The organism is Pseudomonas sp. 3A(2025) (genome assembly GCF_054589175.1).
In genome coordinates this window covers 64653-89656 of the sequence record NZ_BAAILM010000004.1, presented here as the reverse complement: position 1 = coordinate 89656, position 25004 = coordinate 64653, and the positions used below count along the sequence as shown (strand labels likewise).

Genomic DNA, 25004 nt, shown 5'->3' with positions numbered 1-25004 from the left:
AGCTCGGCTCAGCCAATCGCCTGAAAGCGAAACGCAAGGTGGCCAGGCTGCACGCAAAAATTTCAGATGCCCGCCAGGACAACCTTCATCAGGTGTCGCGCAGATTGATCAACGAAAACCAAGTAATCTGCGTCGAGTCTTTGAAAGTCAAAAACATGATCAGGAATCGCAAGCTGTCCAAGGCCATTGCTGACGCTGCCTGGGGTGAGTTCGCTCGGCAGCTGGAATACAAGGGTGACTGGGCGGGCCGGCAGATCGTAAGGATTGATCAGTGGTACCCGAGCAGCAAAACCTGCTCAGGTTGTGGTCACGTATTGGCTCAATTATCACTCTCGACTCGAGTCTGGGCATGTCCATCGTGCAACGCCGAGCATGATCGCGACACCAATGCTGCAAAGAATATCAAAGCCGTGGGACTCACGGTTTTAGCCTGTGGAGAGCGTGTAAGACCGATGGCTCAAGTAGCCTGAGGCTGTGCTCTGTGAAGCAGGAATCCCCTTCCTTTGCGCCTGTGGCGACGATCGAAGATCGAGGTGGGGGAGGACGTCAAATGGTCAGCTCATGGTAGGCTGCGCGCCCTGTTCGGCTCATGGGTACGGATTGACGCTGTTTACCGCCGAAAATCACTTGAAAAACACGATACAACTGATCGGATTCGAGAAAAACAAGACATGAACATAGGCTTGAGTTGTACCGTTTGGGCAGGCGGCGCACGGACCGGACATCTGGACGGTATCGGTATCTATTCCCGTGCGCTCTGGCAGGGCTTGAACGCTCTAAGCCAGCACCACGACCTGCGTATCAAGCCTTATGCTTTTGGCAAAAACCTGCCAGCCATGCCGTTCGGTACTCCGCAAGTACTGGCCAGGGACTTTCGCATCCATGCGGTTCTTGGCGGCGTACTCAAACGGCCCCTGAGCAACTCAGGCGACATTGCCCGTGACGTGCAGTTGTTCCATGCCACCGATCACCATATTCCGCTGATTCGCGGCGTGCCGACCGTTGCCACGATCATGGACGTGATCCCGTTGCTGCACCCGGAGTGGATCAAGCAAGACCTCAAGCGCCTGAAAAGCTGGCTGTTCATCAACAGCATTCACCGCGCCGACCACATCATCACCATTTCCGACTACAGCAAGCAGGACATGGTCACACACCTGGGGATAGAGCCTGAACGCATCAGCGTCACCCCGCTGGGCGTTGACCCGGTGTACTTCCAGCGCGTCGACAGTGTAGAGCGCGAGGCAGTGCTGGCCAGGCATGGCCTGCAACCGGGCTTCTTCCTGTCGATCGGCACCCTGCAACCGCGCAAGAACCTGCTGCGGGTGCTCGACGCCTTCGAACAATTACCGGCAGAAATCCGCAAGGCGCATCCGCTGATCGTGGTCGGCCGCGATGGCTGGCATAACGAAGCCCTGCTGCCGCGGCTTGAGGCGCTGCAACACCGTGGCGAGGGCCGCTGGCTGAGCTATTTGCCGCAAAACGAAGTGCTGGCCCTGCTGCAAAGCGCCGGTGCCTTGGTATTTGCGTCTCTATATGAAGGCTTTGGCCTGCCGGCCATCGAAGCCTTTGCCGCACAATGCCCGCTGATCGCCTCCAACAGCACCTCGCTGCCGGAAGTCACCGGCGACGCCGCATGGCCAGTCGATCCGCACAACGTCGACAGCATCGCCGCCGCCATGCAAGCCGTACTGCAACAGCCCGAAGAACGCGAGCGCAAAGTCCGTCTAGGCCTGGAACGCGCCCGCCAGTTTACCTGGAGCGCCTGCGCGCAACAGACCCTGGAGGTTTACCAGAAGGTGTTGGCGAACAGGCGCTGAGGCCACCTATCCTGTAGGAGGCAGCAACTGTCTTTGCCCATGCCGGCCTCTTCGCCTGCAGAGCAGCCTCCCACAGGTATGTGTCGAGCCTTGGATGGATGGAGGCAGCTCTGCTGGCGAAGAGGCCAGTAAAACCGGCACATCTATGGCGTCTGTACCGCAGATATCGCCAGCAGAGCTGCCTCCTACATCAGGTTCGTGCCAAGGCCCGACTAACTCCTGAAGCCCGCACCGATATTACGGACGGTTTTTCAGGGGATCGTCCAGTTTGACCACCTCATCGCGATGCAGCATCGAGCCAGGCTCGGTCTGCACATCGACATCGGTCCGGCGCAGTGTGTCACGCACGGTTTCGGTATGGTCCGATGACTGTCGGCCAACGCTGACTTCCTCGACCACACGGGCGGTTTTCTCGACCACCAGCTCTTCGGCGGTCTCCTGGATTTCTATGAAGCCCTCCTTGAAGCTGTCCAGCTCATCCGCCGTGGCCGCACGATCAACCGGATGACGCTCGATGTAAGCGTGCTCCTCGTGCAGGCTGACGGTCTCCTCGATCGGCCGCTCGGTCACGCGTGACACGACCCGAACGCGTCCGGTATTGATCACTCGTTTACCGACCCGCAGGCTTTCTTCAATAATCGGAATCGACGTACGCTCATCCACCAGACGGGTGTCGGCCAGACGGGGGGCCGCCAGAGGCACGACCGCGCCAGTGACGTCGCTGGCATCGGTATCCCAGGTAGACGAGCGCTCATCGATGTCGAACGCGCCGTTGTGCTCCAGAATGTCTTCGGCCTGTTCTACCTGCTCATCGGTGTCGAGCGTAACCGTCAGCAGCGTGGCGCCACGGCGGTAGGCTTCCGGGTAAGCCGTTGCGTAACGGTGGGGTTTATCTTCATCGTCGCCGCTGAACAGCGAACCGAAGAAACTGCCGACCTTGTGCCCGAACGGCGCGTGATCGTCCTCTGCGCCGACAGCGTGCTCGGCGCTTGTGAGTTCGGACGAGGACAGCTTGATGTTGCTCTCCAGAATGTTATGGCTCAGCAACTGAGCCTTGGCGGCATGAGCTTCTGCCAGCGTATCGAAGGCTGCTACTAATGTATGCGTCATATTGGGTTCTCTCTTGGAGGAATTTGGCCATGGAGCAAAGGCTTGACCGTTTGATCCTGGTCAGCCGGAGTGGCTTCGCGGTGCTTGAGCAGCACGCTTTCGATCTGCAAAGTCACTTCCTGGCTAGAAAGTGTTTCGTCGACATACTGTCGAATGTGCAGCTCCTCCTTGAGCATCAGGCGCTTTTCAACGACCAGCACTTCTTCAAGTACCGGGATGATGGTCACACCGTGTTCGGTCCTGACCTGCGGAGGATTGGCAGCGTCCACGACGGTGCCGACAGGCACCCTGTCCACCGAAACGTCCTGCGCTTGCAGGACCTCGGATATCACGTGACGTCGAGACTCGACCTGCTTTTCAACCGTGGTAACGCCGGTGACGACCGTCCGTTTGGACAGCGTTGCGACCTCTTCCAGAACCGGAATGGAAGCATCACCATGGCGTTTATCGGGGCCGTTCATACACCGCTGTCTCCTCACCTTAATAGCGCCTGCTATTAAGGTGAGTTGCGGTCAGAGCAGATCGTTCAAGGGGATTGATGAAGGGTGTGGCACAGGATTGGCGAATCCATACCGGTCAGCGCATATCCCCATACGGCGTCACCGGCTCGATCGGCATCGGCAAATTGCCTTGCCACTCGTCGAAGTTGTAGCGCAGGTACAACATCGCCCGGCTGGGTGCATAGCCTTCGCTGTGTTGCAGGGAAACCCCCGTGCCCAGCATCAGGTTGTTGCTCAGGCGCCGTTCGACCTGGGCTTGCAGGCGCGCACTGACGCCGGTGCTGCTGCTACCGGATTTGGTCAGGGTGGTGTTGTCCTCATCAACGGCATCGCCATCGCTGAGCGGCACGCCCATCGGGTACAGGTCGCTGCTGTCGGTGCTGGAGAACGACCAGCCCACCGAGCCTTCCAGTTGTGCCGACCAGTTGGCGTTGCGCCAGGCGTAACTGAGCGGTACGCCGATCGAGTAGTACTGCTGCGGGCTGTAATAGCCGCCCTGCCCCAGGGTGTACTCGCTCAGGTCCTTGTCGTAGCCCCAGTACATCAGGGTCAGGCCGGTGCGCATGCGCTCATCGGCGCTGTCTTTGAGGCGGTAGTAGTAGCCGGCCATCGCCGAAAGCCGATGGTTGTTGGCCACGTTCTTGCCGCGCAGCCAATGGGTGCCCAGGCTGGCCCACAGGCCATCGATGCCGCCCTGGTCATAGCTCATGCTCAGGGTAAAGCCATTGCTGGTCACCCCGCCCCAGCGGATGCCGGTCACCGGGTCCACGGCGCCGGCGTAGGACACCACCGAGTTGCTCATCGGCCGGCGCGAAGCGGTCAGGGTCCAGCCAATCGAGTTCCAGTTGCTGCTGTAGGCGACGCCGCCCAGCCAGTTGCCTATTTCGAAGCCCTGCGGCGTATGGCCGATGTCCACCGCCACCTGCTCGTTCTTCCAGCCCACGGCCACGCTGGGGCCGCTGGTGCTTTGCGAGGTGCTGCGGCAGCCGCTGAGTGTGGGGTTGCCGGTGGTGCGGTTGATGCGTACCGCACAGGTGCCGAACGCTTCGGTGTGCAGACCGTTTTCATCGGTGTCGAATTTGCTGGCATTGAGGTCGACCTGCTCGGCCTGGACAAAGCCATGGCCGCCAGCGACCGGCGTGTCGACACGCACGATGGAGGTCTGGGTGGTCAGGTCGGAAATGCCCGGCGAGGTGCTGTCAGTGCGCCGGGTAATGTCGTGGTAGACGTTGACCGTGGTGTTCTGCTGTTGGTACAGCTCGTCGACATCGCTGCGCAGGCTGCGCGGCAACCAGTCGTCGCTGTCCTGGGCGCGGCTGGCCCGGGTCAGGGCGACGTTGTTGCGGGGGCTGGCCTCGTCGGGCTTGATCAGGCCGGCCGCTGCCATGGCCTGTGCGTAGCGGTCCAGTGCCTGCTGCGGGTTGTCTTTGGCTTGCAGACGCGCGGCATCGCGGTAGATCAGCGGGTCGCTTTGCGGGGTTTTCAGCAGGTCGGCGAGCAGCGCCTTGGCGCGCTCTTTATCGCCGGCGCCCAGCCAGGCATTGGCCAGGCGCCGCTGCCAGTTAGGCGAAGCATCGGCCGGCATCGCCAGGCTGGCCAGCGCCGTGCGCGCTTCTGGTACGCGTTGGGTGGCGATCAATACTTCGATCAGCCCCAACTGCGCGTCAGCATTTTTCGGGTCGGCCGCCAGGACTTTTTTATACGCGCTTTCTGCCGCCGGCCAATCGCTGCGCTGGGTCGCCCAGTCGGCCAGGGTGGCGTAGTCGTCGGGGGTCGGGTTGCGCATCAGCAGGGCAATGGCTTGCGCTTCTTTGCCATTGCTGCGCAACAATTCGGCGCGCGCCAGCATCTGCCGGCGCTCGATACGCGCGCCCAGTTCGCGCATGTTGTCGGTCCAGTTGGCCTTGGGAATCTTGCCCAGGCTGGCCAGCACTTCGTCGTCGCGGTTGGCATTGGCCAGGTACAGGCCATGGGCATAACGCGCTTCGGGGTTAGCGCCTTGGCGCGTCAGCAATTGTGTGAACGCGTCATCAGCCTGTTGCGGCTTGCCCAAGGCCATTTCGGCAGCGGCCAGACGATAGGCCAGCCACGGATTGTCCGGGTCCAGCACGCGGATCTTCTTCAGCGTCGGGACCAGTTGCACCCAGTCGGAGCGCTCGCTGAACTGATCGGCCTGCAGGTTCAGGCGTGCCAGTTCGATGCTCTGGCGCAGCGCGGCGAACTCGGCCTGGTTGGTCGCCGGCAAGGTATTGAGAAAGGCTTCGGCGCGCTCGTTGGACTGCGCCCGATACAGCCGCACCAGCGCACGGATCACGCTGCCATTGTCCGGCTCGACCTTGCGCGCCTGCAGCAGCAAGGCTTCGGCCTGAATGTCGTCCAGTTGTGCACGGGCAACTTCAGCCAGGCCGATCAACGGGCCGGCTGATTGCGCATCCAGCGTGCGCGCCTGCTGATAGGCGCTGCGCGCGGCCGCATAGTCCTTGCGCGCAAGCGCCTGGTCGCCTTGTTGCAGCGCCATCCAGTTGCGGGCGAGCTTTTGCAGGTCCTGCCATTTACTGATGTAAAAGGTGTCCTGCTCTTTACTCAGTGCCGTGGTAAATGCCGCATAAGCTGCGGCGTTCTTGTCCTGGCGCATCAAGGCGGTGCCCAGCGCGCCGTGCAGGCTCGAATCCTCCGGGTAGCCTTTCAGGGCGCGGCGCAGCAGTTGCTCGGCTTGCACGCTGTCCTGCACATTGCCCGAGTCCTGCTCCAGCAAACGCTTGGCCTGGGCACCGGCCTGCCAGGCCGGGTCGGCCTGCAAGCGTTGCTGGTCGGCCAGTTGCTGGCGCGCGTTCTTGAGCAGCGGCGAATACGGGTAGTAGCCGACAAACGCCTGCCAGGCGCGCAAGGTCTCGGGGGTGACCGGTTGCTTGACCAGGTAGTTGTATTCGGTTTCGGCTGCATTGTTACTGGCCAGCGGATCGGCGGCCAACTGGTGCAGCACGGCCAGGGCTTCGGCGTCGCGCTTTTCGCTCATCAACAGGCTGACCAGCATCTGCCGCACCCCGGTATTGCCCGGGTAATCACGGTCCAGGGCCTGCAACTGCTTGATGGCCACCGGGCGCTGGCCCGTGACGCGGCTACGGCTGGCCCAGTACTCCAGGGCCATGGCCAGGTTGGGTGGTTCTGCGCCCAGCACTTGCTCGAAGGCCTTGGTCGCCTCATCGAAGCGCCCGGCAGCAGCCAGCAGCCTGGCTTGTTGCAAGGCCTGCTGGCCCTCCTGGCTGCGCAACCGGACCAAGGCATACGCCTGGCGGCGTTGCAGCGAGTCGGGGTATTTCTGATCCAGCTCGACCAGCAACTGATTGATCCAGGCTTCGTTGGCCGTCGGGTTGGCCAGTGCCTGAACCAGTTTGCCCAGCACCACTTGCGGGTGCTGCGGGGTGACCAGCTCCAGGCGCGCCAGGGCGTCCTTGACCAGATCGTCGCGATACAGCGCCTCGCCCACGCGCATCTGTTGCAACAACCATTGCTGCTGTTCTGTGGCCGTCTGCGGCATCTCGGCGGCCAGCGCCGCACCGCTGAGGCCGGTCAGCAACAAGGTCAAGCCCCTGAGCAAGCGCACCGGCTTATTCCCCATACGCCAGGCGACGACGCGCCGCCCATTGCAGCGCGCGCATGACCAGTACCGAGGTCAGCAACACACCGAACACGGCCATGAAGGCCAGCAGCACCGGGTGCTCGGACAACTTGAACCACAGCAGTTGCCACCACGGCAGGCTACCGACGTAGTAGCGCTCGCCGACGATCTGGCTGTACACGCCGCTGCTGCGGATCAACGCCACAGAGCCGGCCACGGCATTGAGCTTGCCGCTGTCGTTGAGCGTCTCGCGCAGCAACGTGAAGTCGGCGTCTTCGGTAGCCAGCAAGGCGACGATGCTGCGCTGGGCATGGAACGGTGACTGCAAACCGACAATGGCGGCAATCGGCCCTTGCGCCGACACTTGTACCAGGCTCGACGGCGGGTTGGACTCGCTGTGCGCATGCTTGTCGCTGGACTGCAACAGCCAGTCGCGAGAACGGTCGAGCAGCAGGTTCATGTCGCGGTTATCGCGCATGTCCGGCGCAAACGAACCGAGTACCAGCAGATCGGCGTCTTCTTTGGCGGCCTGTTCCCAGTTGTCGCTGACTTGCAGCTTCATGGCCGGCAAACCGGAGCGCGCCGAAATGCCGGCCAGCGCTTCAAGGTAGGTGCTCAACTGCAGCGCATTGGGCTGCTTGGGCAGCACCACCAGGGTTTCAGACAAATCCGCCATGCGGCTGTAAGGAAAACCACTGCGGGCAAAGGCTGACAGGTCAGGCATCGCGATGTAGTGGTTGTAGCCGGACAGATCGATGCTCGACTGATCGTCGATCACCGCCTGGGCGTCGATCGGCAACGAGGTCTGGCAACGATCACGCTGGGCGCCCGCGCCGCCGGTGGAGGTGAAGCTGAACTTGAACTGCAAGGTGTTGCGGTCGCCGACCTTCAGCGCCGGCATCGACACCTTCTCGTTGACGTTCGCCGACTCTGTGTTCAGCACCGCCAGGCGCAGCTCTTCAAGCTGGTCATGGCTGTTGACCTGCAACGGCAAGCTGCTGATGAACTCGTTGTTGAGGCTGATGTTCAAGCGCGAGCCGTCATTGAACGGTGGCGGCGTGTAGCGGTAGCGGGCTTGCAACGGGATGCCCTGGTTACGCCAGACGAACAGGTCCGGCGGCAGGTTCATCTCCACGCTGATCGGCTGCGGTTGCAGGCCGCTGGCGCGCAGTTGCTCGGGGTACTTGATCAGTTCGGCGAAGCGCACAGGACGGTCGGTGGCCATCCAGTTGGGCGCATCGTATGGCTTGCGTGGTTGCAGTTGCTGCACCTTGTCGATCACCACCCGGTCGCCACGCAGCAAATCGCCGCCCAGCGCCAGCGCCTGTACGGCAGTGAGCAGGTCGGCTTCGTCGCGGCCCATGACCAGCAGCACCTTGCTGTAGCGGTCGACCGGACTGTCGAGCATCTGCACCACCGGCGCCTCGACGGCCGGGTATTTCGCAAGATCCGCCATGAAGGCCGGGCGATGGCTGTTGGTGGCGAACACGATCGAGGCCCCGGCCGGGCGCTCGGTCGTAGCGGCCGGCAACTGATCGAACAGCACCGGAAATTGCGTGCCGCGCCAGGCCGCCTGGCTGCCGAAGTAGGAGGCCAGCACGCCGGCGGCGCGCTGCTCGCCCAGCGTCGGCTGGCCGGCGAAGACCATGTTCAGGCTGGGTAGGCCATGGCCGCGCGAGTCGAAGAACGGCACCGGAAAGTACGCCAGGTCATTCTTGATGATCAGCGCCTGCTCCTTGAGCGAGACCTGGCTGACGCGGCTGACGTTGACCCACAACGCGCTGTTGGACGGCTCTTCGCAGATGTCGGTGTAATGCCCGACGAACTCAATACGCACCCGGTTGAAGTCACTGACCAGACGCGGGTCGAGGGCCACCTGGCGCACGGTCTTCTTGCCCAGTTGCTCTTTCTCGATGGGCACCACGCTCATCAGCACGTCGTTGAGGTAGATGCGCAGGTGCGACAGCGTCGGCAACAGTGCCGGCGATGGGGTGTACTCCAGTTGCAGGCCGGCCTGGCTGGCGATGCGGTCGCGGCGCAGGGTGAACTCGAACTGATCGGTGTTGCGCGTGCCCAGCAGCAGGGTGTCGGAGGCCCGGCCCAGGCTCTCGAAGCTGTGCGACACATCCCAGCTCGGCGGCAGGGTAACCGCCGGCAGCACGACAGGTGTCGCCGCCGGTACCGGTACCGGTGCCTGGACCTTGGGCGTTGGAGGCAGCGCCTGGGTTTGCGCCTGAGCGTGAACACAGCCCATGGCCAGCAGTAGCAGGCTGGTGAGCCTGAAATTGAAAAAGCGACTCATGGAGCTCACACCGATCGAGAAGTTGAAGAAGGTGATGCCTTGGCGAACCGTGGCACGTAGCTGATCAGCCAGGCACACAGGCGCACGAACGGCCGCGCCAGAGTGCGGGTCCAGGCAGGTAAATACTGATAGAGGCGGTAATAGCCCGTCGCGCCCAGACGCAGCACTTCGATGAAACTGTGCAGCGGGCGGTCCGGCGAAAAATTTTCGTTCCAGTTCAACCAGGCGTCGGCGCGGGCAAAGGTGCATTGCACATAATCGATCTTCTGTGCCGGCGACAACGCATTGAAGGCGATACCCACCAGGTGGCGATGGCTACGGGTCACCACGCCAGGGAACAGAAATTCGCGGTTGCCGCGCTGCATCATCAACGACACGCGCTCGCCCAGCGGGATGGCCAGCTCGGCATCCAGCTCAAGGCCCACGCCACCGTCGGAATAGTCGACCAGCGTGCCGGTATGGAAACGCCCGTTGGCCAGGCGCAGCGCCGCCGGCAGGCGTGCCAGCACCCGGTGGGTTTCACGCACCTGGCGCACCTCGGCGGCAATCGCCACGGCAGAGCCGACGATCAGCAGGTTGTAGAACACCCACAGGCAACTGACCAGAATCGTGCCGATTTCATCGGTCGGGCCGTTGAACAACCGCCACACCGCAAAGCCCAGCCCGATGATATTGAGCAGCGCCAGAATCAGGTACGGCCGGGCGATGCTCCAGTCGAACTGGTTTTCGGTCATCAGGCCGCCCTTGGCGGTGACGTTGAACTTGCCCTTCCTGGGGTTGAACAGCGCCACGGTGGTCGGCCGGGCGATGTACCAGGCCAGCACCGTTTCATACACCTCGCCCCAGAACGTCAGGCGATGCTCGCCCTGAATCCGTGAGTTGGTCAGGCTGGCGTGGACCATGTGCGGAATCACGTACAGCACGATCATCACCGCCGGGGCGTAAATGATGTAGGCATGAAACAGCAGGAACGCCAGCGGTGCAGTGAGGAACACCAGACGCGGCAAGCCGACCAGAAAGTGCAGCATGGCGTTGGCGTAACAGATGCGCTGGAAGAACGTCAGGCCTCTGCCCAGCAAGGGATTGTCGGTGCGGAAAATCTGCGCCATGCCGCGTGCCCAGCGAATTCGCTGGCCGATGTGCGCCGACAGGCTTTCGGTGGCCAGCCCCGCCGCTTGCGGAATGCGCACATAGGCCGAGTTCCAGCCGCGGCGGTGCATGCGCAGCGCGGTGTGCGCGTCTTCGGTGACGGTCTCGACGGCAAAGCCGCCGATGTCTTCGATGGCCGCCCGGCGCAACACCGCGCATGAGCCACAGAAGAACGCCGCGTTCCACATGTCGTTGCCGTCCTGCACCAGGCCATAGAACAGCTCGCCTTCGTTGGGCCGCTTGCGGAAGGTATCGAGGTTGCGCTCGAACGGGTCCGGCGACAGGAAGTGGTGCGGGGTTTGCACCAGCGCCATTTTCGGGTCGCGCAAAAACCAGCCCACTGTCAGCTGCAGGAAGGAGCGCACCGGCACGTGGTCGCAGTCGAAAATCGCGATCAGCTCGCCAGTCAGCTGGCCCAGCGCCCGGTTCAGGTTGCCGGCCTTGGCGTGCTTGTTGTCGGCGCGGGTGATGTAGTTGACCCCGGCCTCGGCGGCAAACTGCTTGAAGGCTTCGCGCTTGCCGTCATCGAGAATCGAAATGCGCAGCTTGTCGTGCGGCCAGTCCAGGCCTAAGGCGGCATACACCGTGCCGCGCACGATCGACAGGTCTTCGTTGTAGGTGGGGATCAACAGATCGACCGTTGGCCACAGGCTCGTGTCGCTCGGCAATTGCGCAGGCTTGCGCTGCAACGGCCAGCAGGTCTGGATATAGCCCAGCACCAGTACCAGCCAGGAGTAGGTCTCGGCGATCAGCAGAATGACCCCGAGCACCAGGTCCAGCGGGCTGTCCCAGTTCAGGGTCTCGGTGTAGCGCCACCACAGGTAACGGCACGAAACGATCAGCGACAGCATGATCAATAACAGGGTCGGAAAGCGCCCCGGCACGCGCCGCACCAGCATCGCCACGGCCCACAGCAGCGCCACAAAGAGGATTTGTGAGGTCAGGCTGAACGGCTCGGTGATGCACACCAGCACCAGGCCTAGCCCCGACACGCCGCACAGGATGTTCAGCCACTTCTGCTGACGCGGCCCCAGCGTCGACCACCAGTGGGTACTGTCCTTTATCGAACGGCTCTGGCTGACCTGGTCGGGCAGGCCGTTGAGAAAGTGGCCAAAGCGGCTCCAGAGCGCTTGATTGAGCCGGCCTGCACGTTGCAACACGCGCGGCACAGGGCGCCGGTGTGCTTGTGGCCAAGGCTGGAACAACAGCAGCCACAGACTTTGCAAGACAATGCGCAGCGGGTCGCCGGCACTCGGCGCCTTGTTGGCCAGTTGCGGGTACCAGCGCTGGCGCTGTTCGATCAGACGCTGCCAGACCGGCGACTCCAGACGCAAAAACAGCCACGCCAGAGCACTCAGCGTGGCCAGCCACAAGGCGGTCAGCGGGTGACAGTCATGCTGACGGCGCAACTGCCGGTAGGCAAACCCGCGTCCAGTCATGCAGCCTCCAGTTCCTGGCGACGGGCCAGGCACCAGGTCGCCAGACTCACGGCATCCTGAGCGGCCAGGCTGTCGGGCGCATACTGGCCAACCGGTTGCCGAAAGGCCATGGCTTCGCGCACCGCTTCATCGGTGTGCACCGTCAGCGGCAGCAGGCGGCTGTCCGGGCTGTTGCGCCACACCAGCAACAGGTCGCGCTGCAACGCGCTGCCCGCATCGAAGCGATTGATCAATAACGGTTGCGGCGTATAACCCGGTTCTTGCCGGGCTTGCTGCAACAGCGCCAGACAGGCCGTGTCGGCTTCTGCGACACGGATCGGCAACAGGCACGGCCCTACACCGGCATGCCCCGGTAAACGTTGCGGCAGATCGAACAGCAGCCAGTCGTATTGCCCGGCCAGGCTCACTTGCCGCCGCGCCCATAGTGCGGGGTCATTGAGCAAGCGCTGCTCGACGGCCTGACTGTGCGCAGCGCTCAAGCGGCCATAGGGCAGCAGGTGCAGGTTGTCGCTCAGGCGCCAGGCGTGTTCGTGCCAGGGCTGGCGGTCGAGCATCGCCCGCGCCCAGCCCGACGATTGCTCGACCGCCAGATTGAAGTGCAGGCGCAGCTGGTTTTCCGGGCACATATCGACCATCAACACCCGCTCGCCAAGGCTGTGCAGGGCAAAGCCGAGCGCGGCCAGCAACGAGGTGGTGCCCACCCCGCCACGTACGCCCGACAGGCTCAAGGCACTCACTGGCGCGCCTCACGAATACTCGACCGATCATCTTTATCGCTACGCTGCGCGTTTTCGACCGGCGCAAGAGGGCGCATCAGTTCGACCAGCAACGGCCAGCGCTTGAGCGCCTGGCTCAACTCCAGCTGCGCCGAAATATCCACGTAATTGAGGTCCGTCAGGTTCAGGTCGGCCTTGAGCCTGGCAATGTCATCAGCGCGTTCGTTGCGTGTCAGCATGATTTTGTTCACTGGAATCTTTGTGGGTAAGGTAGCCATGCGCCCTTCTCCTTAATGCGCACGTAAGGCTTGCCGGCATAATCGAGGACCACGGTGCCGGCGTTTTCCGAGACCATCGGGGTCTGCGGCAGGTTGCTCAGCAGCGTCTGCCAGTCAGGCTCCAGGCCTTCGCCCTGAGGCGCTGCGGCATACAATCGCGCGATGATCTGCGACAGCGCCAGGTAACTGCTCGGCTCGCTGACATGAATCGGGCCACTGGCTGGCGGCTTGCCCATGCCGATCAACTTGATGCCAACCGGCACATGGGTAATCGAAGGGCTGGGGATTTCGCGCATGCCGTCGATCTGCATACGGTCACCGTGCAAGGCGGCGCCGTGTTCGGGCACGATCACCACGGCGACACGCCGGCCGCTCTTTTCCAGTTGCTTGAGGAAGGCGCTCAAATCGTCGATCAACGCCTGGGCGCGCGGCTTGTAGTCGGCGCTCTTGGTGCCGCCATCGCTGGTCAGTGCCCGGTTGCCGTCATGCAGCGTGGTGGTGTTGTAGAACAGCGCCACCCGCGAATTGTCCTGGCCCACACGGTTGAGCCACCACTTGTCGAGCACCTCGCGGTCGCGCCAGATCGGCGAACCGTCGAAGCCGACCAGCGCCCGTGGCAGGTTGGCGGTACTGACTTGCGGCGCCGGCAGCGAACCCTGGCTGCGCACCTCGTCGATAAAGCCTTCGAACTGACCGGTGTGGTTGAGCATCACCTGGCTGTCGAAGCCCAGCTTGCGCAGGTCATCCATTAACAGGCATTGCTCGGCGGCCATGCCGTACAGCTTGCTGTGCGGTTGCTGACCACAACTGGCACGCAACAACCGAATCGCCGCCGGGCCGCTGTAGGAGGTGGCCGAGTTGAAGTTATCGAAGATCATGTCCATCTGCTGGAACAGCGGGTTATCGCGCAGCCCTACCGATTCCAGGTCATCCCAGGCCATCGAGCAGATGTTGATCAGCAACAGGTCGAACGGTTGAGCGGCCGACGCCGACGGCTCGAACTTCACCTGACGGGCAGCCTCGGTGGTGTAGAACTTTTGCAGGTAGGCTTCCAGGGTCGGACTGTCGGGCTCTGCCGTACTGACCGTAGCCGTGCCCGGTGTTTGCGCCACGGTTGTCTGCGTCGGTGCCTGCATGGCCAGCAAACTGGCGCTGCCCAGCCAGGCAAAGCCGGCCAGGGTCAAGGTGGTCAGGCGCAGCCACTGGCGCACGAAAAAGAATGCCACGGTCAGCACCAGCAACTTGCCGCACAGGCTCCAGTCGATGAAACGCCCGGCCAGTTCCAGCAGGTACTCGCCGCTGAAATTCAGCACGCCCGGCTGGTCCAGCAAACGGCTGAAGGGCGGCAGCCAGGTGTCCTGATAAAACAGGGCCACACCCACCGGTACGGCAATCAACGTGCGCAACCACACCAGGTAGCGATGGGGCAAAGGCACCAGCAACACCGCCGCGAACACCAGGTTGGGCAGCAGTTGCAGGTTCAGGTAACCGGCCCAGAACAGCATCAGCTTGATGATGAAATACAGGTTCCACAGCCCAAGCCCCGGCCAGCGCCAGTGAGAAGCGGTGCGCGCAGTGACAGCGTCGATACGTTCAGGACGGGTCATTGACATCGCTCTTGGCTGGGGCCGCAGGCAGACGGCGACGCACGCCACGCGGTTTCAGATGACGCGGCGGCAAGTGGTTTTGCCACCAATGGACCAGCCGTTGGCCGGCACTGTGCAGCAACACGATCAGCGCGACGGTCAGCAACACGCTGACGGCAATCACCTGCAGCAGTTGGGAGAAATTCATGAGCTGGGCTCCGACAGCGTGAGCGTGATGCGTTGCGGCACAAAACCGGCCTGGTTGATCGAGCGGTGCAGGTCGGCAGTGACCTGCTGCACGGCCTGTTGCGAGAGGTCCAGCACCACCGGCGCTTCGACAAACGCCTGGCGCGGCAAGGCGTCAACGCCGGCCAGTACCGTGCAGTCACTGAACAGATCGCGCCACGGCAAGCGGCAGACATTGCCCAGCGCAGGCTCCAGGCCGTCGCCGCGGCAGGCGAACAAAAACAGATAAAAATAGCCATCGACCACGCAGGCCACGTCGCCGAAGCGCCGCAGGGTGATCTGGCTCAGGTATTGCTCGACGTTCAACTCACCGCGCGGTTGCAGCCTTAACAACTGATGGTCCAGCTCACCGGTCGCACCGTTGTAGACCTGATCGAGCAGGTCGATAAATTCCTTGGGGCACAACAGGCCGCGCACGTCGGGTGGGCGCAGCCGATTGAACAGCGACTCGAAGTCCCGCCCCTCGCGCTGTCGCCAGACCTGGCTTTGGGCGCTTTCAACCAGACTCAGGAAATTGGCCAGCGAGGTGTTGCACGGCACAATCAGGTTGGCACCGCTGGCCAGCAACAGGCGCTCGTCGCGATAACGCAGGCACGGCTCCATTTCGCGCACGATGATTTTCAGCGCTACACCACAATGGTCGCGCAGGTCGTGCAACTGGCTGGCCAGCAGCTCTACATCCTGGTTACTTTCAATCGCGACGATGACACTGGCGGCACGCGCACTGCGCGCCTGCTGCAACAGCTCGTCGCGTTGCTCGAACATACGCCACTGCCCCGACAAGGGCGCGGTGCCTTCGAGCACCAGGCGCTGGGTCAGGTAGATACGCTGGTCATCGGTGCGGGCTTGTACAGCGCTTGAACGTTGTGTCTTGCTCAGGGCAAAACCGCTTTTGCACTCCTGCAAGTCGAACATTTGTGCCGCGCAAACGCCCAACTGGCTGTGCCAGTAATTCAATTGATAATGAATCGCACCGTCCTGGCGGTACAACTGGGCCAAACCGGAAAGTTGCTCGTTAAAACCCAGTAAGCACTCGTGTAGTTGCGGCGATTGTCCGCTGCTCAATACCAGCAGTGTGGCATCGAACGACAATAACCACGGGCGCATGCGGGCACACCAGCGTTGCAGTTCAAGGGCATCGAACGTGTCAAGCCAGTCGGCCGGTAACATCAAGACCAGTTGGCTGCCCCGCGCCAGTCGGATGCGCTGCAAGTCCACAATAAGAGAGTGGAATACAGCCGGCGCGGCCACCTCGGCGGCAATGGCAAACAAACGTAATGTTGCAGGCCCTTGATCGGCGGCCAGGCGGTCGGAAATAACCTCAGGTTCGGAGCCGACGCACACCAGCGTCGCGGCCTGCGTGGCCGGCAAAGCGCCCAGGAACTGGCAGGCAAGCGTCTGCGCATCCGCCACGTGGTCCAGCGCAATCCAATACAAGCCTCCCTGGCGCAATAAAATATGCTCATCCTGCAAATGCCGGATGGCCAAGGTGACAGGCCCCAAACCGCTTACTCCATTAATCCGAATGCACACGCAAGGCTCAATCGCAATGATTGAACACGGGCAAGAAAACCAGAACGTCGAGAAGCAAAAACTAAAGCGAGACACATGAATCAAGCGGTGGACGGGTATATCGGCAGCCAGGCTTAATAATTCAAGGTGCGCATGATACGGATGATTTCCACCGACTGACCAGCACTAAAACGAGCCTGTCATGGGGGTGATAAATACAGTTCGATAGAGGGCACATAGTGTGCCATCAAAATGCTAGTGTCAATATTTTGTGATGACAGGTTTTTAAATTGAACTGCCGTTTAATAAACGGCAGTTTATTGACTTTTTGTGTCGCAAGCCCCTGCTTACTGAGCCGGAAGCGCCATGCCCTTGGGCCACAGCAGCCACACATTGCCCTTCTGCTTCATGTCGCCGGCCAGGTGCCCGGCCGCCTCGCCGGTGCCCCAGAACAGGTCGGCCCGCACTTCACCGGCAATCGCACCCCCGGTGTCCTGAGCCGCCACCGGGCGCACCAGCGGCGTACCGTCGGGGCGGGTGGTCGACAGCCACAACAGGCTGCCCAGTGGAATCACCTTGCGGTCGATGGCCACGCTGTAGCCGTCGGTCAGCGGCACGTTCAACGAGCCGCGTGGGCCTTCGTTGCTGTCCGGGTTACGCGTGAAGAACACATAGCTGGGGTTGCTGGCCAGCAGCTCCGGCACCCGCTGCGGGTTGGCCTTGGCCCAGCCGGCGATACTGCCCATGGTCACCTCTTCTTTCTTCAATGCACCCTGCTCCACCAGCCAGCGGCCAATGGCGCGATACGGATGACCGTTCTGGTCGGCGTAGGCCAGGCGCGCTTGCGAGCCATCCGGCAGGCTGACCCGGCCCGAGCCCTGGATCTGCAAGAACTGCAAATCCATCGGGTCGGTGAGCCAGGCTATAACCGGCGCATCGAGGCCTTTGGCGTTGATGGTCGCGGCATCGTCATACGGTTTGAGTACCCGCCCCTCGACACGACCGCGCAGGCGCTTGCCCTTGAGCTCCGGGTACAGGCTGTCGAGGTTGACCACGATCAGATCATTAGGGATGCCATACACCGGTATCGTAGCTTGCTCGGTGCGGGTCAGGCTGCCAGGGTAAACCGGCTCGTAGTAACCGGTGATCAAACCGTCAGCACTGCCGCCCTCGGCGCGCAGGCTGTACACCTGCAGGTTGGTGTGCAAGAAGGTGCGGATCTCGGTGGCCGTAGGCGCCGGCGTCAGGCCTGCCGCCGCAGCGCACGATGCACCCCACACCGCGTCCGCCTTGAGCCGCGTACACGCACTGCGCCACGCGCCGAAGCCGGCCTGCAGATCGGCATCCGCCACCGCCGGCAATTCATCCCAAGAGCCTTGGCGATACGTGGTGTGTGGCTCGGCGGGCTTGGCAGGTGGTGTCGTGGTCGCGGGTTTGTCGGTGTTGTCGCAGGCGGACAGCAGAACCAGCGACGAAATGACCAGGGCTTTGCGCCAGGGAGTGAAAAAGGCAGGCATCGGCGGGCAGTCCTATGAGTAAAAAGCGCCCATTGTGGCTGATGTGGAGGAAGGGGCAACCCTGGTGTTGTATGTGGCCGGCAGGCGCGCCAGAGGGATGACAGAGCTGTTTGTGAGCTTTTGAACTACTGCCACACAGATGTGCCTGTGATTCCAAATCGGCGGGAACAGTGAGAACAGTGTAAATATTCAATTATTACAATAAGTTAAGTGTTCCCATTCTGTGCCCACCTCGATTTTGGTGGGAACAGATTTGTGGCGTCTGGCCAGCCATTACCCGCACGCACAGTTGCACGCAATGGTGATGCCCGGTATGGTTCGTCGATCCGTGGTCAATCCCATGGTCGGGCGTGGAAACCCGTTGAAAAACTTGGCGCACGTAGCGCCCCATCACGATTGCAGGCGCTTTTTTTGTGTCCGCTTTTCTGTGTTATGGCGGCTGTGTGTGGGCAGGCCTCGGCCTGGCCGGGTTCCAAGTTTCCCGGTATTTCCACCCTGCACACAGCTGCCACCCAATCCCGTGGAAAGGATCGTGACAGCTCCATACTGAACTTGGAGTCACTCATGCACACCGTCAATCCGTTCAAAAGTCGCGCCCTCGCGCATCGCCGCATGGCCCTTAGCGCCCTGCACGCCGACTCATCGCTCGCTAGCCGCATTGCCCGCTACAACCACCACATGGACCGCGCCCGTGCCCTTGAAAAGGCCGCTGTCGATCCATGCCCGGATGACATCGCCTCGACCTGATCGACGCATCGTCTGAGCAAACGGGATCGCGGGCACCCTTGAGGTGTCCACGAGGGTGACCTGTATTTCAGGGCCATAGGGCCGGCGGAAAAATAATGAACATTAAAAAAGGTGCTCCAGCGCCAACGGCTTCGGCTTGCCTGAAAAAAGCTATCGATTCCCTGCCAGAGCTGTCTCCACGTCCTGATTACGCCATCGACCACACCGGCAAGCGGCGTGGGAAAATGACCGCCATTGCCTGGTATCGCTCAAGCACGATGGGTAAAGGCGCGTTGTGGTTGTGCCGCTGCGAGTGCGGACTGTTCGAGTATCGACGGCCAGGCAATTGGCAAAGCCGGCCTCATCCCGATGACATGTGCGATGCGTGCCTGCGCGCCAAGGGGCCGAACTCTAAAGTCACCGCTCAAGCCCGTTTTCAGCAATGGACGGACGGATTGCGCAGCCTTGGGCTTACGGAGGACGAAATAACCCAGATCACCGCGTCGGGCAAAGCGATAGAAACCCGAGGCAAGACCGCCGCTGAAATCCGCGAGCAGATCGTCAGGGGGCGCCCATGAAAATCGCCACGGTGTTATTTCGTGAAGCGCTGCAATCGGTCTATGGCCCGCTGGACTGGCTGCCATTGGGCGACGGAGAGATTCATCGCTTTCATGTGCCGGGCGATAAACCGGGCCGGCTCAATGGCTGGTATGTGTTGTTTATTGACTCGATTGCGGCCGGTGCGTTTGGCAGTTGGAAAACGGGAACCACCCACACTTGGTGCAGCCGGCAGCCTCAAAACCTTCAAGAAGCCGAGCAGATACGCGAACACATCGATCAGGCGCGAAAACGAAGGGAAACCGAGCGCCTGCGATGTCAGCTTCAGGCTGCCGATCTGGCACAGTACTGGGGGCGCAAGGCACCCGGCGCTGATCCAGAACACGCTTATCTGGTGGCCAAGCAGATCGATCCGTATACCCTTCGCCAACGCGGTGATGAGCTGCTGGTCCCGCTGTACACAAATGGGCAACTGGTCAACCTGCAACGTATTGGACCGGACGGTTCCAAACGTTTCCTGCGCGGCGGCAAGGTGCAATCCAGCTACTCGATACTGGGCACCGTTACACCCGATAAACCGCTGTGTCTCTGCGAAGGCTGGGCCACCGCCGCCACGCTGCATCAGAGCGGTTACACCGTTGCGGCTGCGATGAATACTGGCAATCTCAAGTCAGTAGCATTGGCACTCAAGGCTCGATACCTCGACGTGCCACTCATCATCACTGGCGACGACGACCGACAAACCGACGGTAACCCAGGTCGAACCTTTGCCAATGCGGCCGCCGTTGCAGCCGGTGCGCAGGTGACTTTTCCCGACTGGCCTGCCAATGCGCCACTGGATCTGACCGACTACAACGACCTTGTGATCTGGAGGCGCGCCCATGGCCTCGCCTGAGCACACCTTCATCAGCCTGCATCCTGATGCGCCGGTAATTACGCCCGATCGTCCGTGCTGGGCGGTGTACGAACACTGGGTCAGCAACGAGAAAGGTCGGCGTCTCAAGCCGGGCGTTTACTGGCATGGCTACAAATGTCTGGTTGGTGATGATGAATCAGAAGCTGAGCACAGTCGGCCCATTGTCGATGAATGGATCTCCACACCGGTCACCGTCAGCGCTCGTACGACCAACAGCGACGACGGCAGTTATGGACGGCTGTTACGCCTGCTGACCGATGACGGCTCCAAGGAACTGATTGTCGCCATGGAAGTGTTCGGTGGCAGCGGCGAAGACGTTCGTCGTCAGTTGTTCAGCATGGGCGCGATTATTCCGCTGAAAAAGCGCAATCAGTTCATGGAGTACTTGCTGGAGCAAAAGCCTGTCGAGGTGTTCACCACGACCAGTCGGCCGGGCTGGCATGAGTCAGGCGCGTTCGTGTTGCCTGAACGCACGCTGGGCAATGGAAATGTGCGTTACCAGAGCAGCACCAAGGGCCAGATATTGTTCAGCCGTCGAGGTGGACTGGTTGACTGGAAAACCCAAGTAGCCGCCAAGTGCATGGGCAACCCGGTATTGACCCTCGCCATAGGCTGCGCACTCGCCGGGCCGCTTTTAAGTCTGGTGGGCGTCTTGGGCGGCGGCGTGCATCTGGTCGGCGACAGCTCCAGCGGCAAGTCACTCCCGTGCATGCGGCTATCAGTGGCAACAGCGCCCATGCCGGTTCGGAATTGCGCATGGTCGATGTCAATGCCGGCACGCGTACGCACCGTGCGTTCGATGAACTGCATGGCTTGGCCGGTGCTGATTTTCATCGGGCACTGACCGTCGCGGTCGGCAATCACCACGGCCATCTCGGGCCTGCTTTCGTGGAGTGTTTGCTGGCCAGCGATGATCGTCCCGGCCTGCTGCAAGAGTTCGCCAGCGTTCGGGCGCAGTTCGTTGAGGACAATGCGCAGGCCGGGCGGGTGGCGGATCGCTTTGCGGTGATCGCACTGGCCGGAGAAATGGTCATTGCCTACCAGTTACTCCCTTGGGTACCGGGCAGCGCCTTGGCGGACTGTCTGTTGCTGTATGGCGAATGGCTGGCGCAGGTGGGCAGCGGTAATGCGGAAGACCGGCAGATTCTGGCGGGCATTTCGGACTTTATCGACAAGCATGGCAGCAGCCGGTTTTCGGACATCAACGAAGCGATGATCGATGCCAGGGTGAGTAACCGGGCCGGGTACTGGCAATTGGTGGGCGACAAGCGGCTGTACCTGTTCAACAAGCCGGCGCTGATCGAGGCAGCGAACGGGTACGGGCTGGCGCGCATTGTCAAAGCGCTGGAAGGCGTTGGCGGCCTTGCCCGGCGTGACAGCGACCGCAAGCGCTACACCAAGAAGTATCGATTACCGGGTGGCGGGTTTGCGGGGTTGTATGTGGTGGATCCTGAGGTGATTGACGCAGACAACGCTTGAGGCTGAAGGGGCGGCCATTAGATCCGTTCATAGGGTTTAGGGCTGCCACTTATCAAGCTGTGCATTGTGCGGGCTTTCCCTGAGGCCTACCCTGCGTAGGTCAGACCTATGCAGGAGTTGCATTATGCGCATCGTCTCTATTTTCAAAAACGGCAGTAATCCAGCCATTCGCCTGCCTGCCGACATGACCTATGACACTATTACCTTACGCCCTGCGCGTCCTGGCTGGTTGTCTTTGGCAAGGCACGTTAAAGCGGATGCAGACTTTCTGCTGGAACGCCCTGGTGTGGTCAGCGACGAAGACAGATTCAATCTTTGATCTACCGGAAAGGCATCATGGATACCTTGACCGACAAACAGAAGGCTCAGCTTCGGGCACTCAAGAAAGGGTGGAAATGATGGAAAAGAACCTTTTCGATCGTCTTGTGGAAAGCATGACTCAAATGGACGAAATTGATCGCGGTGAGCGCCAGCCATCGCGTGAATTCCATATAGATGCGCTTCAGGTAAAGAAAATTCGCCAGGCCACCGGGCTTTCCCAGGTGATGTTCGCCAAGCGTATCGATGTTGCGGTGGGGACTTTGCGTAACTGGGAACAAGGTCGCCGCGAACCTGAAGGACCAGCCCGCGCATTGTTGAGAGCCATCCATAACGATTCGGTGCATGTGCTGGCTGCATTGAGCTAGGTGCTTTGCAGCCGGCCCTGTATTTATTGCGCGACAGCGTGGTGCTACGGCAGCGGGTGATCTCCTGCACATGTCGACCCTCACTGTTCTCTGGTATTCTCTGGCCCCTCTCAATTTACACATCGACCTTTATCGCCAGCGCACTTATAGCTGTGCTTGTACGCGCGATGGCGAGGACCGTTCAGCAATCATTGCCTAACGTATCGGTCTGGCTGTCGCCTCCATTGCCTCACAGGATTTGCAATGCGTGACAACCAATTGAAGTCGACCGGGCTGGCCGGGCTGTTTATCGCTGTAGCGATTGCGGTGTTTTTCATACTCCGCTATTTCCCTGACGATTTTCTGCTCGGCACCTCGTCGTACTGGAATACCGAAACCGAGGATGTCACCCAGTATATTTCCGGGTTCAATGCCTACTTCCAGGCGCCGTTCAGCTGGCCGTTGCTGGCGTTCGACAGTTTCAACTACCCGGTGGGTACGCGGGTCACGTTTCTCGATGCGCTGCCGCTGTATGCCCTGTTGTTGAAAGTGTTTGTCCCTGCGCATTTCGCACCGTTTAACCCTTTTGGTGTATGGGTTGGCTTGGCCTTCGTCCTGCAAGCGGTGTGTGCCTGGTGGATTCTCAAAGAGCTGCGCATTGCTTCGTGGTTAGCGCTGATCACCCTGGTGACGTTGTTCGTATTGTCGCCAGCATTTCTGGCCCGAGTGCCGCACACCTCACTGTTCTCGCAGTGGATCGTGCTGGGCGCATTAGCCCTTTACATTCGCTCGGTACGACTGTCGCAACTGCGACCAGTGGCCTGGACGCTGTGGCTGGCCATGTCGTTCTATCTGAACATCTATCTATTCACGATGGCGACGGCGATCTATATCGCCGCTTTTTTCACCGTGCGTGGCTACCAGAGTTTTCGTCAGCTCGCCTGGGCTGCGCTCCCTGTGGTGGTGATCGGAGTCAGTCTGCTGATCACGGTATTGCCATTACCCAGAGAGGCCGTCGCGCCGGAGGGTGGCTTCGGGGTTTATTCTATGAATCTGCTGTCACCCATTTCCGGTGCCAGTCTGATGAGCATCCCGAATGCATCCATGCCCGGTCAGGGCGAAGGCTACAACTACCTGGGGCTGGGCGTCATCCTGGCGTTTCTGGTGGCCCTGCGCTTAAATCAGACGCGTCCGACAGAGGTGTTCACCCGGCATCGTGCGCTATTTATCCTGATGCTGCTGTTTACCCTTTACGCGCTGTCGAACCACGTCTATTTCGGCACCGTCGAGGTGTTGACTCTGAACTACCCGGACTTCATGAATGTACTGACCTCACAGTTCAGGGCGTCGGGACGGTTTTTTTGGCCAGTCGGTTACTGCATTATCGTGTTCTCGGTGGTCATGCTTTACCGCAACACCCGCCGTTTGGTATTCGCGGTACTGATGCTGGCGTTGCTGTTTGTACAAGTCGTCGATTTGCGCAGTGTGCGGCATAACTTTGTCGACACCATCAATCGGCCGCCCAGCAAAATATTGACGGCTCAGCAGTGGGATGCGGAACTTGGCAAGGACGTGGCCCATCTGTATTTCTATCCCAAATTTCGTTGCCCTAATCCTGATGTCTTGCAAACCCTGATGCCGCTCATGCGCTATAGCGCCGAGCGCGGCCTGACGCTTAATACAGGCTATATCGCCCGGCACCAGCCTGCGTGTGATACCGCCAGCCTGCAGGCTGAGATCAGTAAGGCGGATCCGGCCCGCTCAGCCTTTCTTTTTAACCAGTCGGTCTATGGATCGGTGGAGTCAATACAGCCGTTGTTCCCGGCGAACGTGACCTTGCACTGCAATCGCGTTGACTTCGCTTATGTCTGCAAAGCCCACGCGTCCAAGGAATAAGTAAATGAATCCTGCCGCTCGCAAGAAAATCTCGCTGGTCGCTCCGTTCTATAACGAAGAAAACGGTGTCAATGCGTTCTTTGAAAGGATCGAGGCACTCAGACTTCATTTTCAGGATCGTTATGACCTGGAAGTAGTCGCCGTCAATGACGGCAGTCGCGACAACACGCTGGCCAAACTGGTCCAGGCCAAGGCGACCTGGTCCTTTATCAAAGTGATCGATTTTTCGCGTAATTTCGGTAAAGAAGCGGCGATTTCCGCAGGACTCGATCACGCCAGCGGCGATGCCATCGTGCCGATCGACTCGGACTTGCAGCACCCGCCCGAACTGGTCATCGAGATGGTTGAAAAGTGGGAAGAAGGCTTTGAGGTGGTGCTGGCCAAGCGCAAGGACCGCGACACCGATCGTGCCGTGCAGCGGGTTACGGCCAACTATTTTTACCGTTTGCACAACAGCATTTCGGATATCGACATTCCCGCCGATGTGGGCGATTTCCGGCTGATGGATGTCAAGGTGGTAGAGGCGATCAGGGCGCTGCCCGAGAGCCGCCGCTTCATGAAAGGGCTGTTTGCCTGGGTCGGTTTCAAGACTACGACCATCGAGTACAAGGTGGCGCCTAGGGAGCATGGCCATACCAGCTTCAATACCTGGAAGCTGTGGAACTTCGCCATCGAGGGCATCACCAGTTTCAGTTCCGTGCCGTTGCGGGTCTGGACGTACCTAGGGTTCGCCATTTCTTCGCTGGCGTTTCTGTACGGTATCTACCTGATCTTCAAGACCCTGCTGTTTGGCATCGACACGCCGGGCTATGCGTCGATCATGATCGCGATTCTGTTTACCAGCGGTGTGCAACTGATCGGCATCGGGGTTCTGGGGGAGTACATGGGCCGTATTTTTACTGAAAGCAAACGCCGGCCGGTGTACATCATTCGCGAGATCATCAGTTAAGTGAACGCTATCAAGTCACTC

The 25004-nt window shown here is 60.7% G+C and carries 20 protein-coding genes and 1 pseudogene; 10 read left to right on the top strand and 11 right to left on the bottom strand.

Annotated elements, in window-relative coordinates; all coding sequences use genetic code 11:
• The coding region (locus tag ACYP2A_RS01290; protein WP_459742032.1) for an RNA-guided endonuclease TnpB family protein at positions 1–470 on the top strand (470 nt) is incomplete at its 5' end.
• Positions 471–671: 201 nt separating this feature from the next.
• The gene (locus ACYP2A_RS01285) at positions 672–1820 is read left to right on the top strand and encodes a glycosyltransferase family 4 protein (RefSeq protein ID WP_459742031.1); all 1149 of its coding nucleotides are present in this window, start codon (positions 672–674) and stop codon (positions 1818–1820) included.
• A 237-nt stretch (positions 1821–2057) separates the two neighbouring features.
• Here the strand turns inward: ACYP2A_RS01285 and ACYP2A_RS01280 are convergent, their stop codons facing one another.
• The 11 genes from ACYP2A_RS01280 to mltA all read right to left on the bottom strand — a co-directional run bounded on the left by ACYP2A_RS01280 (position 2058) and on the right by mltA (position 17794).
• Positions 2058–2930 (bottom strand): YsnF/AvaK domain-containing protein, encoded by an 873-nt coding sequence (locus ACYP2A_RS01280; protein WP_459742029.1) that lies wholly within the window; start codon positions 2928–2930, stop codon positions 2058–2060.
• Positions 2927–3391 (bottom strand): DUF2382 domain-containing protein, encoded by a 465-nt coding sequence (locus ACYP2A_RS01275; protein WP_459742027.1) that lies wholly within the window; start codon positions 3389–3391, stop codon positions 2927–2929. The genes ACYP2A_RS01280 and ACYP2A_RS01275 overlap by 4 nt, the downstream gene beginning before the upstream one ends.
• A 115-nt stretch (positions 3392–3506) precedes the next feature.
• Entirely contained in the window at positions 3507–7034 is a 3528-nt protein-coding gene (gene bcsC, locus ACYP2A_RS01270; protein ID WP_459742025.1) for a cellulose synthase complex outer membrane protein BcsC, read from the bottom strand.
• Between the two features lie 4 nt (positions 7035–7038).
• A complete protein-coding gene (gene bcsB / locus ACYP2A_RS01265) occupies positions 7039–9351 on the bottom strand; it encodes a cellulose biosynthesis cyclic di-GMP-binding regulatory protein BcsB (protein ID WP_459742024.1) in 2313 nt (770 codons plus the stop codon).
• 5 nt (positions 9352–9356) lie between these two features.
• Positions 9357–11939 (bottom strand): UDP-forming cellulose synthase catalytic subunit, encoded by a 2583-nt coding sequence (bcsA, locus tag ACYP2A_RS01260; protein ID WP_459742022.1) that lies wholly within the window; start codon positions 11937–11939, stop codon positions 9357–9359.
• Positions 11936–12676, bottom strand: coding sequence for a cellulose biosynthesis protein BcsQ (gene bcsQ / locus ACYP2A_RS01255; RefSeq protein WP_459742021.1), 741 nt, complete (start codon positions 12674–12676; stop codon positions 11936–11938). Before bcsQ ends, bcsA begins: the two co-directional genes overlap by 4 nt.
• Positions 12673–12894, bottom strand: a complete 222-nt coding sequence (gene bcsR / locus ACYP2A_RS01250; protein ID WP_459742019.1) for a cellulose biosynthesis protein BcsR — start codon at positions 12892–12894, stop codon at positions 12673–12675. The genes bcsQ and bcsR overlap by 4 nt, the downstream gene beginning before the upstream one ends.
• Positions 12895–12902: 8 nt before the next feature.
• Positions 12903–14540, bottom strand: a complete 1638-nt coding sequence (gene bcsG / locus ACYP2A_RS01245; protein WP_459742017.1) for a cellulose biosynthesis protein BcsG — start codon at positions 14538–14540, stop codon at positions 12903–12905.
• Positions 14527–14727, bottom strand: a complete 201-nt coding sequence (gene bcsF, locus ACYP2A_RS01240; RefSeq protein WP_459742015.1) for a cellulose biosynthesis protein BcsF — start codon at positions 14725–14727, stop codon at positions 14527–14529. The genes bcsG and bcsF overlap by 14 nt, the downstream gene beginning before the upstream one ends.
• Complete coding sequence (bcsE, locus tag ACYP2A_RS01235) at positions 14724–16268, bottom strand: cellulose biosynthesis protein BcsE (protein WP_459742013.1); 1545 nt, start codon at positions 16266–16268, stop codon at positions 14724–14726. The genes bcsF and bcsE overlap by 4 nt, the downstream gene beginning before the upstream one ends.
• Positions 16269–16624: 356 nt before the next feature.
• Positions 16625–17794: a murein transglycosylase A gene (gene mltA, locus ACYP2A_RS01230; RefSeq protein WP_459742010.1), complete on the bottom strand. Its 1170-nt coding sequence runs from the start codon at positions 17792–17794 to the stop codon at positions 16625–16627.
• A 564-nt stretch (positions 17795–18358) separates the two neighbouring features.
• Between mltA and ACYP2A_RS01225 the strand changes: the two genes are divergently transcribed.
• The 8 genes and pseudogenes from ACYP2A_RS01225 (at position 18359) to ACYP2A_RS01190 (ending at position 24983) form a co-directional block, all read left to right on the top strand.
• The gene (locus tag ACYP2A_RS01225) at positions 18359–18541 is read left to right on the top strand and encodes a hypothetical protein (RefSeq protein ID WP_459742008.1); all 183 of its coding nucleotides are present in this window, start codon (positions 18359–18361) and stop codon (positions 18539–18541) included.
• 95 nt (positions 18542–18636) lie between these two features.
• On the top strand, positions 18637–19098 hold the full coding sequence (locus ACYP2A_RS01220; protein WP_459742007.1) for a hypothetical protein: 462 nt from the start codon (positions 18637–18639) through the stop codon (positions 19096–19098).
• The gene (locus tag ACYP2A_RS01215; protein WP_459742005.1) at positions 19095–19973 is read left to right on the top strand and encodes a toprim domain-containing protein; all 879 of its coding nucleotides are present in this window, start codon (positions 19095–19097) and stop codon (positions 19971–19973) included. Before ACYP2A_RS01220 ends, ACYP2A_RS01215 begins: the two co-directional genes overlap by 4 nt.
• Positions 19960–21473: pseudogene (locus tag ACYP2A_RS01210) on the top strand (DUF927 domain-containing protein). The gene ACYP2A_RS01215 and the pseudogene ACYP2A_RS01210 overlap by 14 nt, the downstream one beginning before the upstream one ends.
• Before the next feature lie 124 nt (positions 21474–21597).
• Positions 21598–21792, top strand: coding sequence for an AbrB/MazE/SpoVT family DNA-binding domain-containing protein (locus ACYP2A_RS01205; protein ID WP_459742003.1), 195 nt, complete (start codon positions 21598–21600; stop codon positions 21790–21792).
• Between the two features lie 79 nt (positions 21793–21871).
• Complete coding sequence (locus ACYP2A_RS01200; protein ID WP_459742001.1) at positions 21872–22159, top strand: helix-turn-helix domain-containing protein; 288 nt, start codon at positions 21872–21874, stop codon at positions 22157–22159.
• A gap of 243 nt (positions 22160–22402) precedes the next feature.
• Positions 22403–24034, top strand: a complete 1632-nt coding sequence (locus ACYP2A_RS01195; protein WP_459741999.1) for a DUF6311 domain-containing protein — start codon at positions 22403–22405, stop codon at positions 24032–24034.
• A gap of 4 nt (positions 24035–24038) precedes the next feature.
• Complete coding sequence (locus ACYP2A_RS01190) at positions 24039–24983, top strand: glycosyltransferase family 2 protein (RefSeq protein ID WP_459741998.1); 945 nt, start codon at positions 24039–24041, stop codon at positions 24981–24983.
• The last annotated feature ends 21 nt before the right edge of the window (positions 24984–25004 follow it).

Bases quoted from the DNA above. Each gene is read 5' to 3' on its own strand.
- bcsF (WP_459742015.1), bottom strand. From the start codon at position 14,727: ATGAATTTCTCCCAACTGCTGCAGGTGATTGCCGTCAGCGTGTTGCTG.
- ACYP2A_RS01195 (WP_459741999.1), top strand. From the start codon at position 22,403: ATGCGTGACAACCAATTGAAGTCGACCGGGCTGGCCGGGCTGTTTATC.
- ACYP2A_RS01280 (WP_459742029.1), bottom strand. From the start codon at position 2,930: ATGACGCATACATTAGTAGCAGCCTTCGATACGCTGGCAGAAGCTCAT.
- ACYP2A_RS01215 (WP_459742005.1), top strand. From the start codon at position 19,095: ATGAAAATCGCCACGGTGTTATTTCGTGAAGCGCTGCAATCGGTCTAT.
- bcsR (WP_459742019.1), bottom strand. From the start codon at position 12,894: ATGCTGACACGCAACGAACGCGCTGATGACATTGCCAGGCTCAAGGCC.
- bcsG (WP_459742017.1), bottom strand. From the start codon at position 14,540: ATGACCCGTCCTGAACGTATCGACGCTGTCACTGCGCGCACCGCTTCT.
- bcsB (WP_459742024.1), bottom strand. From the start codon at position 9,351: ATGAGTCGCTTTTTCAATTTCAGGCTCACCAGCCTGCTACTGCTGGCC.
- ACYP2A_RS01225 (WP_459742008.1), top strand. From the start codon at position 18,359: ATGCACACCGTCAATCCGTTCAAAAGTCGCGCCCTCGCGCATCGCCGC.
- mltA (WP_459742010.1), bottom strand. From the start codon at position 17,794: ATGCCTGCCTTTTTCACTCCCTGGCGCAAAGCCCTGGTCATTTCGTCG.
- ACYP2A_RS01200 (WP_459742001.1), top strand. From the start codon at position 21,872: ATGGAAAAGAACCTTTTCGATCGTCTTGTGGAAAGCATGACTCAAATG.
- ACYP2A_RS01285 (WP_459742031.1), top strand. From the start codon at position 672: ATGAACATAGGCTTGAGTTGTACCGTTTGGGCAGGCGGCGCACGGACC.
- ACYP2A_RS01275 (WP_459742027.1), bottom strand. From the start codon at position 3,391: ATGAACGGCCCCGATAAACGCCATGGTGATGCTTCCATTCCGGTTCTG.
- bcsA (WP_459742022.1), bottom strand. From the start codon at position 11,939: ATGACTGGACGCGGGTTTGCCTACCGGCAGTTGCGCCGTCAGCATGAC.
- ACYP2A_RS01220 (WP_459742007.1), top strand. From the start codon at position 18,637: ATGAACATTAAAAAAGGTGCTCCAGCGCCAACGGCTTCGGCTTGCCTG.
- ACYP2A_RS01205 (WP_459742003.1), top strand. From the start codon at position 21,598: ATGCGCATCGTCTCTATTTTCAAAAACGGCAGTAATCCAGCCATTCGC.
- ACYP2A_RS01190 (WP_459741998.1), top strand. From the start codon at position 24,039: ATGAATCCTGCCGCTCGCAAGAAAATCTCGCTGGTCGCTCCGTTCTAT.